Below are 16522 nucleotides of genomic sequence, written 5' to 3' on the forward strand. Positions count from 1 at the left end.
GTTTTTTTACCTGAGAGTCACTAAAAAACCCAAGCTTGCATAACACTCGTTCGTATGTCCCCTCAGCAGATACTGCCTCTCATAATTTTCATCTTTACTATTTGTAAATTTTGTAAATATATTTATCCCCTATAAATGCACCCTCAACTGCCACCATCGGTTTTTACTGTTTTTAAAGATGCAAGGATACTACTTAAAATACTCAACTCACTAATGAAGTGTATTTTAAAGAACATTTAATTAAGTATAGCATTATTATTTATTACTATGCAAATAGCTAAAACTAAGTAATTATGCTGTGTTCTTGTTCAAGGTGCTGAATGTGGAATTTATAGCTAAATTAGTATTTGCAACAATTACTTTAATTTCTTCCTACTAGAGATCGCCAAAAAAAAACTACTATTCAAAATCCACGAAAAGCTTGTAATACAAGCTTTTTGAATTTTGAGAGAGGTTTGCCCTTGCGGAGGAAATCTCCGTAAGCGCAAAGCGCACGCAATCATGCGCTCTTGCGTAAGGCGTGCCGTAGGCATACAAAGCAGCATCTTTGGAGGAGACTCCAATCTATGCCCTATCCCTACAGCACGGCTGCACCTAACGGGTAACCTGCGTGAACAGTGATCAGCGAATGCGTGAATTCCAAAGCAGCAGTCGTATGTTGTGCCAATAGTAATCATGACCATTACTAAAAGCAACAAGATATTGTCGGTATCTAGCCTTGAGCCAAATTTATTAGCAAAGGAGATATTTCCGTTATCTTGCGTTTAAGAAGAAAACGGTTGCAATTTTGTTTGTCAGATCTCATACATTTAAACTGCTAATTTTCTTGTTATGAGTCATTAGTCAGAGCAGCACAATGCAGGAGGGGCTTCTCTCACCTGTTAAGCGTATTTCTTGTAGAGAGTAACGCTAACTCAAGACTTGCCCAAAAAGTTAGATTTACCAACACCAAGTTACTAATCAATTCAGAATGTGCAAGGAAAAAAACCAGTCGTTGCAAAAAGTCTAGCCAATAGCCGTATACAAATCAAATGCGGCACAGCTTACAAGCTATAGCCAACACATTTTTAGCACGATTAATAGCAAAAGCCCAACAGATCAGGTGAAATTAATGCCAACACAGAAAGCTTTAGCCATTGATGCAACTAGAGTAGAAGGTCGCAGGCGTATACTTCCTAGACGACCTGTGTTATCTAGCCACCATGCTAGATGGGAAAACTTATATCTGGAGTATCACCTTCAACCAGAGTATGAAAGCCCTGAACATTATGCATCCCATTATACACTTGCTATTCGTGTGCGTAGTCAATCACATTTGGAGCGATCGCTTGGTGATTGCCACAAAACTGAAAGTCCTATCCCTGGCGATGTGGCGATTATTCCTCCCCAAACCATCCACAAGGTATCTTCTTCTCAAGAGTCGGAATTTATTGCTTTATGTTTAAATTCTGAGTTTGTCTCAAATATTGCTGGTGACTTAGTGAATCAAGATGTTGTGGAGATTATACCACACTTTTCCAAGCCTGATCCCTTAATTTATCAAATTGGGCTTGCCCTTAAGACAGCACTGGAATCAGATAGGTCGCCTAGCCGTCTTTATGCTGAATCAATGGCGACTGCGCTATCAGCTCATCTCTTGCAGCATTACTCTGCGGCTAAGCACAAATTTCCAGAATATCAAGGAGGATTGCCGAAATATAAACTACAGCGAGTCATTGAATTTATTATCGACAATTTAGCAGATAATTTACTCCTTGACATCATGGCAAAAGAAGCAGGTATAAGTCAGTACCACTTCTGCCGCTTGTTCAAGCAGTCTACTGGGCTTTCTCCCTACCAATATGTGATGCACTGCCGCATTGAGCGTGCTAGGATGCTGCTGCTACAGAATAAACAAAAAATTTCTGAAGTCGCGTCACAAGTAGGTTTTGCTGACCAAAGTCAATTCACCCGTCACTTCAAGCGCGTAATGGGAGTAACACCCAAAGAAATTCGTGCAAAAAGTTAGCAAGAATATCACAAAATAGCAAGAATCATCTAGACAGCAGGAATCAGGATTTTATATACCTTTAAATAAACATCAATGTCCCTATTAATCTCGACTAGTGGTATTCGATCCAAAAGATTCTCCTAATAGCTCCCGTTGGAAACACAGGACTCATTTATTGCCACTCAAATTCGGCAAGTTTGTTCATTTAACAACTCTTGCGATAAAAGTTGGAGGCTGGGGGATAAAATCCTCCCTTATCCCCCGCATTTCTTGTTGTGGTGCCCACAGATAGTCCTGCCAAATTCAAGGGATTGGGAGAAATCGAATCAGAGTGATGAGTGTTGCGGTGCATCTCCAAAGAGACGTTTGCAAAAAACTGCTTACTGGACGTTTTACCACTACGTCCTTTTCTTATCTGGAGAAATAAAGGAGAGCGTATGAGCGACAATTGTAAGCTTCGCTGTACTCGCCCTGATACTATTCGCCATAGTACAACTTTAGAAGTTCAAGCGCAACTGATTGACATCCTCAACCAAACGCTGGCAACTACTATTGATCTCAAGACTCAGTTCAGGCAAGCCCGTTGGAATGTGAAAAGCATGAACTTTCATCCTTCACACGAATTATTTCACGAAATTGCAATTGAACTAGAGTTGTATATTGATATGCTTGCCCAGAGAATAACAGTTCTTGGTGGTTTAGCCAGAGGAACAGCTCGATCTGCTGTCAAACATTCAGTTTTACCTGAATACCCCTTTCATCTTACACAAAGTCAAGAACACATAGCATCCCTAGCAGAGCGTCTATCCATCTATGCCTCTTTGCTGTGGGAGAATATTGACCGCACCGCTATTTTGGGGGATGCTGAGACAGCGTACGTCTACGCCGAAATCTCTAGCGTCATTGACAAGCATTTGTGGTTTTTGGATGAACAGCTGATGAACTCATACTTTGATGATGATCATCGAGTAGCTTCTCATAACTAAAGAAACTACTCTCAAAAATTTCCAGGGCGCTGATCACTGAGTACAGAATGGCACAAGTTCGTAGCGATTGTTGGTTAAGGTCCGCTAATCCCAACCGAAACCACGCTGCTACGGAATGAAAAAAACTGTACTCAGATTAACCAAAAATTTTCTAGCTAATTGTTGTGGCTAAATCTATAATTACACATAAAGATTAACTGATTTAATTTTTTATTTTTAATCATCAGGGGTTGACGTTAATCCTTCCGCGACATATTAACTTTCCTGGGATAAGAGTTAACTCTTGGATATCAACATCCGATCCCAGATTGAAAGAAAGTTCTTTGTGACTAGGCTCAAGCAGGGCTCCTATATCGCTTTTGACTTGGATTGATGAGAGTAGCAATTCCTGTGTGCTAATTAGCTGCGGACTCATACTAATATCTAAATGAGTAGGCTCGCCTTCGTCTGCCAAAATAGCGAAGAGTGTTGCTTTACTCTGCTCAAGGTCAATTTTTTTCCAAGTTATGGACTTGGATTTAAACTGGTGTTCTGGAAAAAGTTCAACCATAACCTCATATAAACCAGTCGATAACAAGGTAGATGACACAGACGCATTGAGATCCTCCTGTGATTGGATCAGCTCGCCAACTACTGGTACTGTTTCTAATAGTCGTAGTGGTTGTCCTTTGAGTACTGAGCCAATATTGATACGAATATTTTCTGCAACTAGTTGAATTTGTGTAAGATGGAGACCTCGATATACAGCATGACTGGCAAAAACAGATACCCAAGGAATGCAACCAGACAGAAGTTGGCGATCGCTGGCTTTGATTTCGACTTCCAGTTGAGAGACTTGGCTCACTTGAGTTTTCAACCACAGCTTGAGTGCTGCTGTCAACACATTTGTGACAATACGTGTCTTGTGTGATTTTTTCGAGTGTAAATGAGACTCTTGCATTGAACTATTTTGCTTATGATTATCCAAATAGAGAGATACCAGGAATTTTTACGGTATGTTAGTGTAGCGTTTTGGGAAACTCATGACAAAATGTAGAGATATTATTTGCTGATTAACATTTTGATTGATCATCAGTAATTTACACATGCAGGCACGGTTACAAAAAATTCTTTCTCAATGGGGTATAGCCTCACGTCGTGAAGCTGAAGAGATGATCAGGCACTCACGCGTGCTCATCAATGGTGAATTGGCACATTTGGGTCAAAAGGCTGATCCTCAAACAGATACTATCACGGTTGATGGAAAGCAACTGTCTGTCCTACAGCGCCCAGCTTTCATTTACCTGTTACTGCACAAACCACTTGGGGTGCTGACTACTTGTGATGATCCAAATGGAAGACCTACTGTATTAGACTTACTTCCTAAACAAATAAGTTCCGGTCAAGGTATTCACCCAGTAGGTCGGTTAGATATAGATTCTACAGGAGCATTAATACTTACAAACGATGGAGACCTCACTTTTGGTCTAACTCATCCTAGTCATAGTATTTCTAAGACATACCGTGTTTTGGTCAAAGGACATCCTCCACAAGAAGTTCTACAGATGTGGCGTCAGGGTGTGGTCTTGGATGAGACAAGAACGCGACCAGCACAAGTACGAATCATAGAAAAGTTTGCTTCTTCTTGCTGCTTAGAAATTATTTTGAAGGAGGGGAGAAATCGTCAGATTCGCCGTGTTGCTCAACAATTGGGATACCCAGTTATTGAACTACATCGCACTGCTATTGGTTCTATTCAATTGCAAACGCCTGGAAAAGGTCACTTAGGTGAAGGTGAGTATCGCCATCTAGAGGAGTTTGAAATTCTTTTTTTAAAAAAAGCAATTGCAGCAGTTTCCTATTAAAGATTCAGTGTGGTTAAGGAGTTTAACAGTATATGACGTGGCAAACAAAGAAAGACAAGGATGAATCTATACCTTCATTCGAGCAACAAAGAGCCGAAATTCTCGCCCAAATGGGTGCTCAACTGTTGGCGTTACGCTTGGGACAGGGTTTATCCCTAGAGGAAATGGTGCTTTTGACCAAAATTCCCCAACGACTATTAGAGGCGATAGAACAAGGTGATTTGACTAAACTCCCAGAGCCAATTTACACTCAGGGTTTGATACGGCAATTTGCTGATGCACTAGGGTTGAATGGCGCAGAGTTTTCCACTACCTTTCCTACAGATATAGACCAGTTCAGCCAAAACTTAGGTTGGAAAAGGACATCAGGGAGTCAATTACGCCCTGTCCATCTTTATGTGCTATACGTATTTTTAATTTTTTGCTCCGTCACTGGTTTGTCTAAGTTACTCAACGCAACAACATTACAAGCAACTTATAGCCAAAATAACCAGAAAGAACAAACACAGCCCCTAGCACAACAACAAACCACCCAAAATCAAAAAGTACAACTTGTTCAAGCTGTCAGTAAATTACCTGACAACGCCATAGAACCGCAGCAGGTGCAAATTGGTGTTACATTGAAACAGACATCTTGGATAAAAGTGGTAGCCGATGGCAAACTCCAGTACGAAGGTGAACTCCCACAGGGGACTCAACGTACTTGGATGGCTCAGGGACAACTGACTGTTAAAGCAGGTAATGCGGGTAGCGTGTTGATGAGTGTTAACAAGCAACAAGCTAAGCAATTCGGAGAACCGGGTACAGTCAAAGAAGTGACGATCGCAGCTAATACTAGATCTTAAGGAAAGGGAGAGAGTGGGGGAAAATATCCTTCACTCCCTCTTGGGTTTGCTATCTCCTCACTTAGGTTGCGGCGCACGTCCACATAACTTAGTGAGATTTTGTAGGCGATCGCTTAATTCCTTAGTCAAAGCATTCGCTTGATAGCACCACTCCCAGTTACCTTCGGCTTTACTAGGGAAGTTCATCCGCGCTTCACCTCCTAAGCCCAAAAGATCCTGTAACGGAATAATTGCTTGATTCGCCACACAAGTCATCGCAAGTCGAATCAAATCCCAATGAATCCCTTCAGGACTTTGACAACCCAAGAAAAGCAACAAGTTTTGCCTTTCCTCTTCTGAGGCTGTATTGAACCAGTTTACGGTTGTGTCGTTGTCGTGAGTTCCGGTGTAAACGATACAATTGGGTGAATAGTTGAAAGGTAAAAATGGGTTAGCAGCGTCAGAACCAAAGCCAAACTGCAAAATTTTCATTCCAGGAAATTCATACTTATCTCGCAGCGCTTCTACTTCTGGCGTAATGACTCCCAAGTCCTCCGCCATCACAGGTAGCTTACCTAATCGCTGTTTAATTGTCTCAAACAATTCTTCTCCAGGGGCTTTGATCCATTCTCCATTCATGGCTGTTTGTTCCCCTTTTTTAACAGCCCAGTAAGCTTCAAATCCTCGGAAGTGGTCAATACGGATTACATCTAGATAATCCAGCATCGCCTCAAAGCGTCCTATCCACCAGCTAAAGTCCTGGTTTTTCAATCCCTCCCAGTTATAAATGGGGTTACCCCATAATTGACCAGTGGCGCTGAAGTAATCTGGTGGAACTCCCGCCATCAGTGCTGCTTCTCCCGTCTGTTCGTCCAAGCAAAAAATATGGGGATGGGACCACACGTCAGCACTGTCATGGGCTACGTAGATAGGAATATCGCCAATAATTTGAATACCGCTCATATTGGCATAGGTTTTGAGTTGGGACCACTCGCGGAAAAATTCGTATTGGGTAAACTTGTAATAAAAAATTTCCGTACTCAACTGCCGTTGTGCCTGTTCTATTGCTTCCGGTTGACGCTTGGCAAGTTCTCGGTCCCAAGTATGCCAACTTGTTCCATTATGGGAATCTTTGAGCGCCATAAACAAGGCATAATCCTCTAGCCAATAGGCTTTGCTATCACAAAAACCAGCAAATTCCTTCTGCTGCAAGGGTGTTGCCCTATCTTTAAAATTCTCGCAGGCTTTTTTTAACAGTTCGATTTTAATGGGTATGACCTTGTCGTAATCTACCTTAGATTCTTGAAAAACTGGTAAATTAGCAAAGTCCTCCTCAGATAGCATACCCAGTTCTACCAATTTTTCTGGACTAATCAGCAGCGGATTTCCAGCCATTGCTGAATAAGAAGCGTAAGGAGAGTTACCATACCCAGTTGGTCCTAGAGGTAGCACTTGCCAAAATTGTTGGCCGCTTTCTCTGAGAAAATCAATGAACTCATAAGCTTGGATTCCTAAATCCCCAATGCCAAATCGGCTGGGAAAGGAAGTGGGATGTAGCAAAATACCGCTGGATCTAGGAAAAGGCATACTGAACCTATTATTAATGAGCGAACAAATGCACGATGCTACCTCTGGGCAGCTCCTTCTGGGAGCATCGCATTGAATCTATCACAGAACTAGTAACTGGGGATGCATCCAGTAACCTGACATTGATTGTCCTTTGCCTTTGGTTAAATGACCGAAACTAAGGGTATGGGGGAGCTAGTGCCCCCAAAACTCTCGGATACAAGCCCTCAATAATTGTATCCCTTACACCCTTATCCCCTACACTCCTAGTTCTTGACTAACAATTAATGACTAATAACTCATGACTTACCGAAATCCTGCTCCAACAGTTGATATCATCATCGAATTGATTGACCGTCCTCATCGACCAATAGTGTTAATTGAGCGACATAATCCCCCTTTAGGTTGGGCTATCCCCGGTGGTTTTGTAGATTACGGAGAATCTGTTGAGATAGCTGCACAGCGCGAGGCTTTGGAAGAAACTAGCTTGCAGGTGGAGTTGGTTGAACAATTTCATGTGTATTCTGATCCCAGCCGCGATCCCCGCAAGCACACACTCAGCGTTGTGTTTTTGGCAACTGCAACAGGTGAACCCAAAGCAGGGGATGATGCTAAGGCTATGGGAATTTTTGAGTCTTGGCGTGTGCCAGTGAATTTATGCTTTGACCATGATAGAATTTTGCGGGATTATTGGCGATATCGGCATTATGGGATACGTCCCAGGTTGGATTAACTGTTAAACCACGAAGACGCGAAGGGCGCGAAGAAGAGAAATGAGTAGAAGGGTTATTCGTACTGATAAGGCACCTGCACCTGTGGGACCGTATAATCAAGCGATTGTCGCGTCTGGTGAAATGATTTTTGTCGCTGGGCAAATTTCTCTTGATCCCAGTACGGGAAAGATTGTTGGTGAAGGGGATGTGACTGGGCAGACTCAACAGGTGATGGCAAATTTAGAAGCAATTCTCACATCTGCTGGGGCGAGTTTTGAGAATGTGGTGAAAACAACTGTGTTCTTGGCGGATATGAATGATTTTGCCGCGGTAAATGCGGTATATGCAAAGTATTTTGATGAGGCGACAGCGCCTGCGCGTGCGTGTGTACAGGTATCGCGTTTACCCAAGGACGTGTTGGTAGAGATAGAGTGTATTGCGGTCATTTCAAGCTAAGTTATGGCGAATGAGTTGCTCATCTATCTATACTTCGAGTAACTCTTCGTTGGAAAGTTCTCTTAGTAATTTTTCGTTTGTTGTTTTCTTGATTTTAAACCTTGTATTTTTACTGTCATGAAAGCAAAAAAAAGCACTTTACTATTTTTCATCAAGCATATTATCAAGAAACAGTAGACGCATAGAAAATCAAATTGCATACTATCCGTATCAGGTTCACTCTGTTTGTTCAAGCACGAACTCTCCTTCCCTGATCTCCCCAAATGAGTGTTCAGGAATCATTTACGATTGCTATAGAAGTTTTTATCAGTAACTCATGTCCGAAAATCGTCTGACACTGAACTTAGTAGAAGGTTCCGTCTCTTTTAGTTTTTCACCTCAAGCAGCACGAGAATTCAAAGCAGCGCTGGATCAATTGATGCAAAGCCTTAAAGCTGTTGCTGCTAAAACCACTCCTGGTGGTAAACCTAGTCCCCAGCGTCCAATGGAATATCGTTACACGGGAGAGGTATTTTTAGAAATTTTTTGTAATCCCAATATCTGGTCTACTCCTTTTGCAGCCAAAGTCCTGCTAACCGTCCGCGATGCAACTATTCGCTTGACAACAGAAGCCGAACTGACGCGCGTCATAGAAGATATCAACCAGTATCTCGAACAAGTCGGATAATGGTAGGTGCGAATGATATTCGGGAAAAATAAGAGTTAACGTCGATTGATTCTTCCTCTCCCTGTTAAGAGTTCCCTGTTAAGCGTGTTTCTTCAGAGTTAAACTGGCGGCGCACCCCCGGCTACTAATGGAAAAAACACTCTTTTCACGCCAGATACCTAGGCGACTGCGTAAGCGCAAGCGCACGAATCGAGCGTTCGCGCAGCGTCTCCGTAGGAGATACGCGTAAGCGTGTCCCTTTGGGACTTACAAAGTAGCGTTTGGTGCAGGAGATACCCGAAGGGCAGTGGCTCCCCTACACCCTTACACCCTTACACCCCTTTCTTAAGAGAGATACAAAATTTCCGGAGCAGTTTATAAAATTGAACTGCTCCGGAATTCACACGTCTAAAGGCATTAACACCCTAAAATATCTACACCCAAAGTGCAACGACACTTCTAGGGCTACTTTGACAAGTGGTTGCAAAGCCGATGTAGATTAAAAATCTCCAGAAAACACTTTTGTATCGATGGAAGATGGGATATTTGAGATTTTGGACTGGAAAAGGTTCATAAAAAGCAGAGATTACATTTCAAATTGAGGGTTAAATCCCTTTTTATCAATTTCTATATCCCATTCCAGAATCAAAAATGAAAAACTGATTAGTCGTTTTCCCACTGTTCCCGACCAATCAGATCGGCAATGCGATCGCGCAGCAAGAAATCACACTTTTCTAATTCACATTCAATACATACCCACTCTCTAGCCGGGATGTATTGGCACAAGGTATAAATCGGCTGCTGTCTGCTTACCAAGCCCTTTTGCACCAGTCGGCGTGCTTCATCTTGTATCACATCTAGAGAATAGTAACTGATAGAAGGCACCGTATTCACACTCATGGTTTTTGCTCACAATTTAACACTTAATTGATTTCCCAAAATCCCTTAGGAACAAAGGCTGATAGATATGAAAAACTAGTCGTCGGGGTTTTGTAGTTTTATATACGGAACTATTTTCATTTTGACGCTATACATCCTAAAATTATATGAAGAAATGTTACGAAAATCAACGAGTCATGACATTTGCTTAAATTGTATTGCATATTAACACATTAGGAGAGTTGATTCATCTTGCTGACGTTGTTGAGATAGTTGTTGCCTACCAAAAAGCACGGTTTGGCAAGGCAAGATGTTTTAACAAGACAGATTGTCTACATACCAAAGAGGGTGCGTAGAGCGCGGTCTTGTGCTGCTGGCATTTGCCCATAAGAAAATACACCAGGAATATCCATCGGAAGTAAAGGTATAAACTGTTGCCATACATATGGGCTACCGTATAAGACAAAAGCTTGTAAGCCCTTGGTTGTTAACAATTTCTTAAATAAGTCTTCTGCTGCCTTAGTGAGTCCTGCACTACCACGAAATGGATTTCCTCTGATAAAGACTTGTAGTAAAGTCGGATGATTTTCCTCCAAGTTACTAGTGTTTTGAGTTTGAGAATCAACAATTTGGATTTTATATCCCACCTGGTTAGTAAGTGTAATTACTGGTGCATTTTTGTCTAAAAAAGCACAATTTATGATTTCATCAACAATGATTATATTGTATAAATTCACTTTTTGCTTATTATTAAGTTTTATGACATCTATGAGTTGCTCTAATGCTAACGCAGAGCCGTGAATGATTTGGCTTTGCTGCAAAATCTCACCAACAATCTCAAGAGAATCCTTTTGGGCGGTGCGCTCGATAAAACCTGTAGTCGTGACTGGTTCACAAGAGACTTTGCTCTTTGCTTGCCAAATGCGCTCAACAGACTCGCGAATGCGTGATCGCGAAATCCGACCACTTTCAACAGCGGTACATACAGCACTGATAGCCTCTTCAGGATCAACAGGCATGAGTAAAATATCAGCACCAGCAAGCAATGCCATCACAACAGCTTCAGTTGCCCCATAGCGGTTGGCAATAGCACCCATAACCAAAGCATCTGTAGTTATCAAGCCTGAAAAGCCTAATTTTTGCCGCAACAACCCTGTTAATATCTTGTGTGACAAGGTTGCTGGTAATTGTGGATCTAAACTAGGTATTAATAAGTGAGCGCTCATGACTGTATCCACACCGGAGGCGATCGCCGCCGCAAAAGGTGGTAATTCCACTTCTGCCAGTCGCTGTAGCGAGTGCGGGATCACAGGCAAATCCAGATGAGAATCAACAGCCGTGTCCCCATGTCCTGGGAAATGCTTCGCCGTTGTCAGCACAGGATGAGTCTTTGCACCACGAATAAAAGCGCAAGCCAACTGACTAACCTCATCAGGCGTTTCGCCAAAAGCGCGAACATTAATCACAGGGTTATCAGGATTATTGTTCACATCCACCACAGGAGCGAGTACCCAGTTAATCCCAATGGCTAAAGCTTCTTGTGCAGTGATAGCTCCCATTTTTTGGGCATAATCCAAACCCAACTTTTGGTCCTTGCGGAAGATAGAGGCTAACGCCATTGGTGGCGGAAACCAAGTTGAGCCACTAAACCGCTGTCCAACACCTTCTTCAATATCAGCAGCGATCAGTAGAGGAGTTTTCGCCCATTTTTGCAATTGTTGTGTCCTGATAGCTAATTCCCCAGCACTTCCCCCCAGTAAAATCACTCCACCAACCCCCAAGTCTTGCACCCAGTGTTGGAGTGTCGCTGCTGGTGGTTCCCAGACAGGATACTGAATTTGATGATCAAATAAAAAGCCGGAGGCACGAACAACGATCATCTGAGCCACCTGTTCAGGCAGGGAGAGTTTGTCTATATCGGGCAGCATAGGCAGTTACAATACAAAATTTAAAAACAGAAAACCCAACACAACAAGCAAGAGTACCGACAGCTATCTTAGTTTGCTAAGCAAAAACCAATGGCTTTGTTTCCAAAGTACATGGCATGTCAAGTGAAAATGCCACTAAGGGAGTTTGCTACGCAAAAATCGACTTCAAGGGTCAAGTTGCACCAGCCGAGAGATATTGTCCCTATGTTAGATGTAGGGAAAAGAATTTGCACTACACCCGAAACCCCACAGCTGACACTCTCAGGACTTACCAATATTTAGTTTTGTAAAGTACTCAGCCTTTTGGAATAGGTATAAACTGAGATATTGCACCATTTTTAGCAAAAAGCAGAATCTTTCAGTCAGACTTAAATCACAAGAATGCAAGATTTTGATTCCAAATAGACAACCAAATACAAAGAGTATATATTTACAGCGTTTTCAATTTATTTCACTCCTTAACCTCTTGATTTCCTGACTCAAACGTAGTCTTTAACCTGTAAATTGTTGTAACTGCCCTCTCAGTGAGCTTTGCATTAAGCAAATTAAAACAGACACGACAAGTCGTGTCTGTTAAATGTTTAGCTGATGTACGTTAATTAATTGTTGTTTACGTTACTTAATCCTCCAGACATAAATCTTCATTCTTTAATGAAGTTATTTTTGTTTTCTTCTGCCGGATTTTCTAGCTGACGTTCTAGCTCAAGCTTGTTTAACAGCGACAGCACCTTTGTACCGCGTTCTATAGATCGATCTTCTAGAAACACTACCTCTGGTGTACGACGCAGACGGACTCGTGCACCCAGTTCACTGCGGACGTAACCTGTCGCTGACTTTAACCCAGCCATTGTTTCTGCTTTGGCCTCCTCTGTGCCATAAATACTGACGTAGATTTTCGCATGTTGCAAATCTCCCGATACATCAACGTCAGTAACACTCACCATTCCTGTCCCCACACGATCATCCTTGATACCGTTGAGTAACATTTGGCTAACTTCCCGTTTAATTAGCTCAGCAACGCGGGAAACGCGGCGATCTGTAGCCATAAAATTCGTCTCCTCACAGAGGATCTACTACACATTACATAAATACGACTTTATTAGGGGAGTGAACTTCCCACCAAAGTCATAGTCTAAATTGTACTAAAACCAAGCATCGCACGCAGCGTGAGACTAATAAAAACCAGAGCGCCTAAAAAGAAGCCCAAAATAGGTATTAAAGTGAGTGGGCGTTTAAAAAGAGGTATCAAAGGCGCATAAGCATTCAAAAGCACACCCAAAAGTATTGTAATGAAGTAGCGAGCGTAGCGAGAAATATTATTCCAGAATCCGTCAAACATCTAGATTTAGACTACCTTATTATAGACGACACGTTTTTTTTGATTGGTTTATTTGTTCTCATTGTAATCTGACATGAGAGAATTACTCAGTTGCTCAACTTAAGGAAAGATAAAATGTCCGCTGCCATCGGAACTCTGTTAAGCGAAGTCATCGCAAAGACTTTCTTCTACGTTTTTAAAACTTTATCTACTTAATTTCATCAAAAAAACACCAATTTGAATAATTACCACTCTTCTCTTTTCTTTTCTTTCTTTTCTTAGCGAACTTTGCGTCTTCGCGGTTCATTTAACATTTATTTTTGATACTTAAAAGAAGTAGAGCCGGATAAAAAAACGTAAAATTTAGAAAGCCGGTTTATTGAATAAACCGGCTTTCTGATACCACTTATTTTATGTTTAATTTGGTGGTTCTACTTAACTAGGATATAATTATAGATAAAGAGCAAAAAGATTACAATTATATTGATTCTAATTTGTGAAATGTTAAGTCAAGTTTCTAAAGAAGATTTACCACGTCCGTTTTTAAAATGGGCTGGTGGCAAAAGCAGACTAATACCAACATATCATACCTTTTTTCCTAATGATTTCCAAAATTATTATGAGCCATTTATAGGAGGGGGAGCAGTTTTTTTCTATCTGTACAACAGACCGAAGGAAGCATTTTTAACTGATATTAATTCAGAACTCATTAATACTTATAATTGCGTCAAAAATCATTTATATGAATTAATTAATATTCTCCAATATCATGAAAAGCAACACAATAAAGATTATTACTATCAAATGCGAACTACTGTTGAGGATAGTGAAGTAAAAAAAGCAGCTCGTTTAATATATTTGAACAAAACTTGTTTTAACGGTCTTTACAGAGAAAACTCCAAAGGCAAATTTAATGTACCAATGGGCAGATACAAAAAACCTAATATTTGTGATTCATCTAGCTTACGTTTAGCATCACTTGCTTTGCAGTCAGCAGAAATAAAAGTAAGAAGCTTTGAACATGTGCTAGATGATGCTATAAATGAAGATGATTTTGTCTACTTTGATCCACCTTATTATCCAGTCAGTAGTACCAGTAATTTTACATCATATAGTCGTTATAGTTTTCATGAAAAAGAGCAAAATCAACTAAGAGAAGTCTTTGGAGAACTCGCCAAACGTGGCGTCAAGGTGATGTTATCTAATTCAGACACTTCATTTATTCGCGATCTTTATAAAGAATTTCATATACATACTGTGCTAGCTGGGAGATCAATCAACTCTAATGCCAAAAAACGTGGCGTCATTAACGAACTGTTAATTACTTCGTATTAGAGATGATTGTTAGTCCAAGCAATAAAAGTACTTAAATTATGTACAGCTAATAAATTGGGGTTATCAGCTACCTGGTTTTTTAACCAGATAATTGAGCCTGGTTTCATTCCTCCTCCGTCAATCAAAACAATCGCGGGTGCAGGATAGCAATTTTGGATATTCAAATTAACATAAGGAAGTTTTTCATCAACAGAGCCACTAATTTGCTGCCATTTACATTCAATAATAAAACCAGAAGGAATTGTTACTGAACCAATGATGTAAAAGTCTACATAAATATCAGTACCATAAATCCCTGATCCTATGTAAACTTGTCTTGCGTATCGTTTTGGAAAACTCGTGCAGTTTATAAGATGTCCTAAACGCTTCTTCTTTACGAGATTAGAACCGACTAGCTCATACCCATGCCCTAACAAAGTTCCTTCTACAGTTTTTTCCAAGACGTTGCCAGACTGATTTGCTCTGCCACCTTGAGTCATTGCTCTCTAGCTCTGGAGAATGAAGAATTGACTGTAGATTATAGCTTCTATTTTAAGATTAATTCACTTTTTGCTGCAACACTTGATAATTTTTCTAATCTGCGACTCTTCCTTTGTTCCACATTACCCTTCTCTTCTGAAACAGATAGAGAAAAGAGAAGGGAAGGAGAACAGCAGATTTTGAGTTAAAAGAAGGAAGAAACTATCTATGTTTAACATTAAACAAATAGGATAAACTCTAGAAAATTGAATAAGACTAGCTTCTTGGTTGATACAATTCACTATAACTTTAGCCTGCCTGCATTCCTGTGCTACCGTTGCGGATAGTCCATGCAATTTCTAACATTTGAGTCCAGCGTTTTTGTAGCTGTTTGGGAGTACATTTGATTGTTCTGGCGATTGCTTGATCACTTTGTTTTGCAGTTTTGAGCTGCAAAATTTGCTGCTGCTGTTCCGAAAGTTGGCTCACAAAGACTTCCCACTGTTGGGAGGATAAACCCAATTTCTGTTCTAGCCCTGCGCCTAACCATTGATGTACCAACTGCCACTGGTGTTGCTTGGCAAACTTTTCTACATGATACTTAAAACGCTGTTGTAGATAATCGCGCTGGCGGGTGGTTAAACCGAGAATTTGGTCAATTTCTGGTGCTGAGAGATCCTGCAGTTTTAAGGATAGATAATCTATGCAGTCAGCTTGACCGTGAGCTTCTAAATATTTTACTAATTCTGAGATGACGCGATCGCGCTCAGAATCTTCAGCAGGATCAAACTGAGATTGTGCTGTCATCACAGAGCGAACTTGTTGAACTGCTGAGTGACGCTGATAAGATTCTGCTTCTTCGGTTTTAGCAGATTCAACAGCCTGTTCAATATCTACTGTTGTTTCTTGAGGTAAACGACGAGCAAAACTTTGAGCACGTAATATAACCAACTGTTGATTACCGCTAGGCAGATTAATGCGACGTTTGGCATATTGTTCTGTAAACGCCATATATTCTGCCAGTTCCAGTTGAGTACGTGGGGTATAATCTTCCGGAAGTTCGTTTTCACGCCGGAAAGCTTTTATAGCTTCTAGATAAAATGCTTGTAGGAAATCTTCAATCAAGTTGTAACGAGCTTCAAACCCTAAATCAGAACTTGATATGATAATGTGGCGGTAAACCATCGCCCCCAATTGGCTATGTAATTCTACACGACCTTTTTTTGAACCCAATTGGTAGTAACGCAGGCATTTTTGCGAACGATGTCTTGCCAAGTTTAACAGCCAAGACTTAATTTGTCCTGATGTTTGGATGCGCGAACTTTTGCTGCAGATGCGTTCCACTTCTTTTGCTATGCGCTTTGCTATAGCTTGCACCGACGTAGATGTTGTTTTCACCTGAGGTTGCATTTCGTTGCACAGCAGTTGCACCAAAGCATCACTATTACAAACTTGCAATTGTTCCGTCGAAACGTGGTGATTTAAAGAAGGTGTGGATATGGGTAGGTTGGGAAGATTTGGTTTCATGACAATTCTCGAATTGGTATTGCACCGTACAACAATACTCAGACAGCACTA

Annotated in this window: 16 protein-coding genes; 8 read left to right on the forward strand and 8 right to left on the reverse strand. The window is 41.1% G+C overall.

Features of this window, described 5'->3' with window-relative positions; all coding sequences use genetic code 11:
- The first annotated feature begins 1111 nt into the window (after positions 1-1111).
- Together DP114_RS03695 and dps are read left to right on the forward strand one after the other, a co-directional pair.
- The gene (locus DP114_RS03695) at positions 1112-2008 is read left to right on the forward strand and encodes a helix-turn-helix domain-containing protein (RefSeq protein ID WP_171975478.1); all 897 of its coding nucleotides are present in this window, start codon (positions 1112-1114) and stop codon (positions 2006-2008) included.
- Positions 2009-2427: 419 nt separating this feature from the next.
- The gene (dps, locus tag DP114_RS03700; RefSeq protein WP_171975479.1) at positions 2428-2976 is read left to right on the forward strand and encodes a DNA starvation/stationary phase protection protein Dps; all 549 of its coding nucleotides are present in this window, start codon (positions 2428-2430) and stop codon (positions 2974-2976) included.
- A gap of 223 nt (positions 2977-3199) precedes the next feature.
- Here the strand turns inward: dps and DP114_RS03705 are convergent, their stop codons facing one another.
- Complete coding sequence (locus DP114_RS03705; protein ID WP_171975480.1) at positions 3200-3916, reverse strand: LmeA family phospholipid-binding protein; 717 nt, start codon at positions 3914-3916, stop codon at positions 3200-3202.
- Positions 3917-4061: 145 nt separating this feature from the next.
- Between DP114_RS03705 and DP114_RS03710 the strand changes: the two genes are divergently transcribed.
- Both DP114_RS03710 and DP114_RS03715 read left to right on the forward strand, forming a co-directional pair.
- Positions 4062-4820: a pseudouridine synthase gene (locus tag DP114_RS03710; RefSeq protein WP_169264915.1), complete on the forward strand. Its 759-nt coding sequence runs from the start codon at positions 4062-4064 to the stop codon at positions 4818-4820.
- A 32-nt stretch (positions 4821-4852) separates the two neighbouring features.
- Positions 4853-5665 (forward strand): helix-turn-helix domain-containing protein, encoded by an 813-nt coding sequence (locus tag DP114_RS03715; protein ID WP_169264914.1) that lies wholly within the window; start codon positions 4853-4855, stop codon positions 5663-5665.
- 57 nt (positions 5666-5722) lie between these two features.
- Here the strand turns inward: DP114_RS03715 and malQ are convergent, their stop codons facing one another.
- Positions 5723-7231, reverse strand: coding sequence for a 4-alpha-glucanotransferase (gene malQ / locus DP114_RS03720; RefSeq protein WP_169264913.1), 1509 nt, complete (start codon positions 7229-7231; stop codon positions 5723-5725).
- Positions 7232-7511: 280 nt separating this feature from the next.
- Here malQ and DP114_RS03725 point away from each other — a divergent pair, with 280 nt between their 5' ends.
- From DP114_RS03725 to DP114_RS03735, 3 genes are all read left to right on the forward strand, one after another.
- Positions 7512-7943, forward strand: coding sequence for an NUDIX domain-containing protein (locus tag DP114_RS03725; protein ID WP_169264912.1), 432 nt, complete (start codon positions 7512-7514; stop codon positions 7941-7943).
- Positions 7944-7983: 40 nt separating this feature from the next.
- The gene (locus DP114_RS03730; RefSeq protein ID WP_169264911.1) at positions 7984-8379 is read left to right on the forward strand and encodes a RidA family protein; all 396 of its coding nucleotides are present in this window, start codon (positions 7984-7986) and stop codon (positions 8377-8379) included.
- 316 nt (positions 8380-8695) lie between these two features.
- Positions 8696-9046, forward strand: a complete 351-nt coding sequence (locus DP114_RS03735; protein WP_169264910.1) for a hypothetical protein — start codon at positions 8696-8698, stop codon at positions 9044-9046.
- Positions 9047-9688: 642 nt separating this feature from the next.
- Here DP114_RS03735 and DP114_RS03740 read toward each other — a convergent pair.
- The 4 genes from DP114_RS03740 to DP114_RS03755 all read right to left on the reverse strand — a co-directional run bounded on the left by DP114_RS03740 (position 9689) and on the right by DP114_RS03755 (position 13171).
- A complete protein-coding gene (locus DP114_RS03740) occupies positions 9689-9925 on the reverse strand; it encodes a DUF4327 family protein (protein WP_041040790.1) in 237 nt (78 codons plus the stop codon).
- 311 nt (positions 9926-10236) lie between these two features.
- Positions 10237-11832 carry a glycoside hydrolase family 3 N-terminal domain-containing protein gene (locus tag DP114_RS03745; RefSeq protein WP_171975481.1) on the reverse strand — a complete coding sequence of 532 codons (1596 nt, stop codon included), beginning with the start codon at positions 11830-11832 and terminating at the stop codon, positions 10237-10239.
- Positions 11833-12473: 641 nt separating this feature from the next.
- Entirely contained in the window at positions 12474-12878 is a 405-nt protein-coding gene (gene rbfA, locus DP114_RS03750) for a 30S ribosome-binding factor RbfA (RefSeq protein ID WP_169264908.1), read from the reverse strand.
- Between the two features lie 86 nt (positions 12879-12964).
- Complete coding sequence (locus DP114_RS03755) at positions 12965-13171, reverse strand: DUF751 family protein (protein ID WP_169264907.1); 207 nt, start codon at positions 13169-13171, stop codon at positions 12965-12967.
- A 480-nt stretch (positions 13172-13651) separates the two neighbouring features.
- On the opposite strand from DP114_RS03755, the gene DP114_RS03760 reads away from it, so the two are divergent.
- Positions 13652-14485 carry a DNA adenine methylase gene (locus DP114_RS03760; RefSeq protein WP_171975482.1) on the forward strand — a complete coding sequence of 278 codons (834 nt, stop codon included), beginning with the start codon at positions 13652-13654 and terminating at the stop codon, positions 14483-14485.
- Here the strand turns inward: DP114_RS03760 and DP114_RS03765 are convergent.
- Both DP114_RS03765 and DP114_RS03770 read right to left on the reverse strand, forming a co-directional pair.
- A complete protein-coding gene (locus DP114_RS03765) occupies positions 14482-14964 on the reverse strand; it encodes a PD-(D/E)XK nuclease superfamily protein (RefSeq protein ID WP_169264905.1) in 483 nt (160 codons plus the stop codon). The two genes, DP114_RS03760 and DP114_RS03765, sit on opposite strands and share 4 nt — an antisense overlap.
- A gap of 289 nt (positions 14965-15253) precedes the next feature.
- On the reverse strand, positions 15254-16471 hold the full coding sequence (locus DP114_RS03770; protein WP_171975483.1) for a HetZ-related protein: 1218 nt from the start codon (positions 16469-16471) through the stop codon (positions 15254-15256).
- Positions 16472-16522 lie beyond the last annotated feature (51 nt).

Source organism: Brasilonema sennae CENA114 (genome assembly GCF_006968745.1).
In the GTDB taxonomy this organism is placed as follows: domain Bacteria; phylum Cyanobacteriota; class Cyanobacteriia; order Cyanobacteriales; family Nostocaceae; genus Brasilonema; species Brasilonema sennae.